The 2,043-nt window shown below is 55.0% G+C and carries 4 protein-coding genes; 2 read left to right on the plus strand and 2 right to left on the minus strand.

The genetic code is table 11. The annotated features are described in order from the left end of the window. The coding region (locus tag ACFFAR_RS31665) for a hypothetical protein (RefSeq protein WP_375509282.1) at nt 1-358 on the minus strand (358 nt) is incomplete at its 3' end. 291 nt (nt 359-649) lie between these two features. On the opposite strand from ACFFAR_RS31665, the gene ACFFAR_RS31670 reads away from it, so the two are divergent. Beyond that, nucleotides 650-1,036, plus strand: coding sequence for a phage holin family protein (locus tag ACFFAR_RS31670; RefSeq protein ID WP_375509283.1), 387 nt, complete (start codon nt 650-652; stop codon nt 1,034-1,036). Continuing rightward, the gene (locus ACFFAR_RS31675; protein WP_375509284.1) at nt 1,033-1,371 is read left to right on the plus strand and encodes a hypothetical protein; all 339 of its coding nucleotides are present in this window, start codon (nt 1,033-1,035) and stop codon (nt 1,369-1,371) included. Before ACFFAR_RS31670 ends, ACFFAR_RS31675 begins: the two co-directional genes overlap by 4 nt. Before the next feature lie 53 nt (nt 1,372-1,424). Here ACFFAR_RS31675 and ACFFAR_RS31680 read toward each other — a convergent pair whose 3' ends face one another. Next, entirely contained in the window at nt 1,425-1,853 is a 429-nt protein-coding gene (locus ACFFAR_RS31680) for a response regulator (RefSeq protein ID WP_375509285.1), read from the minus strand. Nucleotides 1,854-2,043: the final 190 nt, after the last annotated feature.

Consider the following 2,043-nt stretch of genomic DNA (forward strand, 5'->3'; position numbering starts at 1 on the left):
CGCCGACATCGCTGTCACCATCGAGGACAGCTCGTCGTCGGAGCGTGCCGAGCTGTTTGCCCGCGCCCACGGCTTGAGTAGCCGAGAAACTGAGCTCCTCGGCCATCTCGTCAGCGGGCACGATACCCGCGAGCTCGCCGGGCTGATGGGTTGCTTGTATCGGCAGTGACGTCGCAACGCTGGCGTCACTTGCCGCATCAACAGGCGGATGCGAAGCCTCATGTTTTCCCTCGTTTGAAGTCGGCGCAGTGTTCGCTGCCGAAACGGCGGGCAGTTGGGCGAACGTCGGTGTTGGCTGCGACCCAAGGCAGCTTGTGACAACCGCACCAATAAACAAGGCTAGTCGGTTCGATTTCATTTCAACGTCCTCCTGTCTGATCCCGGCTCCTGGGGAATACGTCTTGCTTAAGTCACTTTGCAACATGCCGGTAGGCGGGACAAAGCATTTGCTGCTCCTGCTGCGCATGCTGACTCGCGTGTCATCTAACAATTCGGAGCATAAAAATGCCATATCTACTCGGTTGGTTGCTGGGCGTCCCGGTTATCGTTCTTGTCATCCTTTATTTGGGATTCCATTGATTCGAGATATGCCGCAGCAAACCGTCTGCGCTTCCGCGCGAGCATTGATTTTCATTTGAGGTCTAGTGTGATGAACCCTTTGTCGAAAGTGCAAGTCAGCATACGACGCTGGAGAGCAATCGGTGAATTTTGCACGACGCGCGCGGGCGACTATGCAGAACTGGCAACGTTGGAACTTGCCGAAACAAAAAAGACTCTGTTACGAGAAGTCATCGCAATGGTCGCGCTCGCGGTAGGCCTTCTGTTCAGCCTGTCATTCCTGTGCTTTGCTTTGATCGCGACCGCGTTCGGAACGCCATATTTCCTCGCGGTGGTGTGGGCAATTGCCGGGCTGTGGCTGGTTGTTTCCGTGGCAGCGTTTTTTGCGTTGCGCGCGCAGTTACGAGGCGCATCTCATTTTGCTACGCTCCAGTCTGAGCTACGCGAAGATTTGAAAGCAATTAAGGAGGCTTTGTGAGCACGCCGTCGGATGAGACTTACAGCGAAAATCCCAAAGATCGGCGTGGTCGCGTGCTGTCGCGCTTGGAACTCACGCGGGCGGAATTTGTTGCACATTCAAGCGGTGAGCGCGCAGCTCTGTCGTCGTCGAAAAATGGGTTGACCTCCCCGGCGATCCGGCAATACATGGGGGTCACCTTGTTGACTTCGCCCAACGCGCAAATGATCGCGGCGGTACTTGTGGGGTCGGTGCTTTTTGGTCCTCGTCGCTTGATTGCAATAGCAGCCCTGCCGATATTGCGCGTCTGGCTGAATCAAACAATTCGTCGCTTCTCCGCAAATATCGCCCGCTAACGATTGGCTAGCAGTTGACCAGGCTGAATGGTCCATTTAGGAACCGTGTTCGCCTACTCAGAGAAATGCTTGATCAATGTGACAAGGGTTGTGGGAGGCTGCCCTTTTTGGCAATAGCCATCAAAAATCAGATGCGTGAGATGCCTGAGGACTTCATCCTCGTCTATAGCAGTGAAGGCGATAACGATGATGCTACCCGTGCGTAGATCACGTCGCAGCGCGCATGTTGCTTCAACTCCGTTAAGTCCTGGCATCCAAATATCCTTGATGATAATGTCGGGTATCCACTCGGTAGCCGTGTTAATGGCTTCGGCTCCCCCGTGCGCCATTCGACACTCCATTCCTTCAAACGTTAGGTAGGAGGCAAGCGCTTCCGCTGCGTTTTGGTTGTCGTCTACGACCAGAACGCGCAACGGACTCACGGCCGAAATCCGTCGCGTGTTCCATGCTCTGACGCGTAACTTTTTGAGGTGAAACTGCATAGCAACTCCCGATAACTCGCTGGAGCACCCCTCTTGCCTGTTTCAACGCTTTTAAGCTTGCGGCAACCCCCCTCGCGAACGCTCGCAGTGCGCGGTGACTAGCTCACGAGCGGTTAGCTGGGGTGCCGGAAGATACGTTTAGAAGCAACTCGGACCGCCCGATAATGTTGCTTTAGGTTGATTCTGCCGT

The sequence above is a fragment of the uncultured Caballeronia sp. genome (assembly GCF_964243625.1).
GTDB lineage: Bacteria > Pseudomonadota > Gammaproteobacteria > Burkholderiales > Burkholderiaceae > Caballeronia.

Coding starts and splice junctions, on each gene's coding strand:
- ACFFAR_RS31670 (WP_375509283.1), top strand. CDS start 650: ATGAACCCTTTGTCGAAAGTGCAAGTCAGCATACGACGCTGGAGAGCA.
- ACFFAR_RS31680 (WP_375509285.1), bottom strand. CDS start 1,853: ATGCAGTTTCACCTCAAAAAGTTACGCGTCAGAGCATGGAACACGCGA.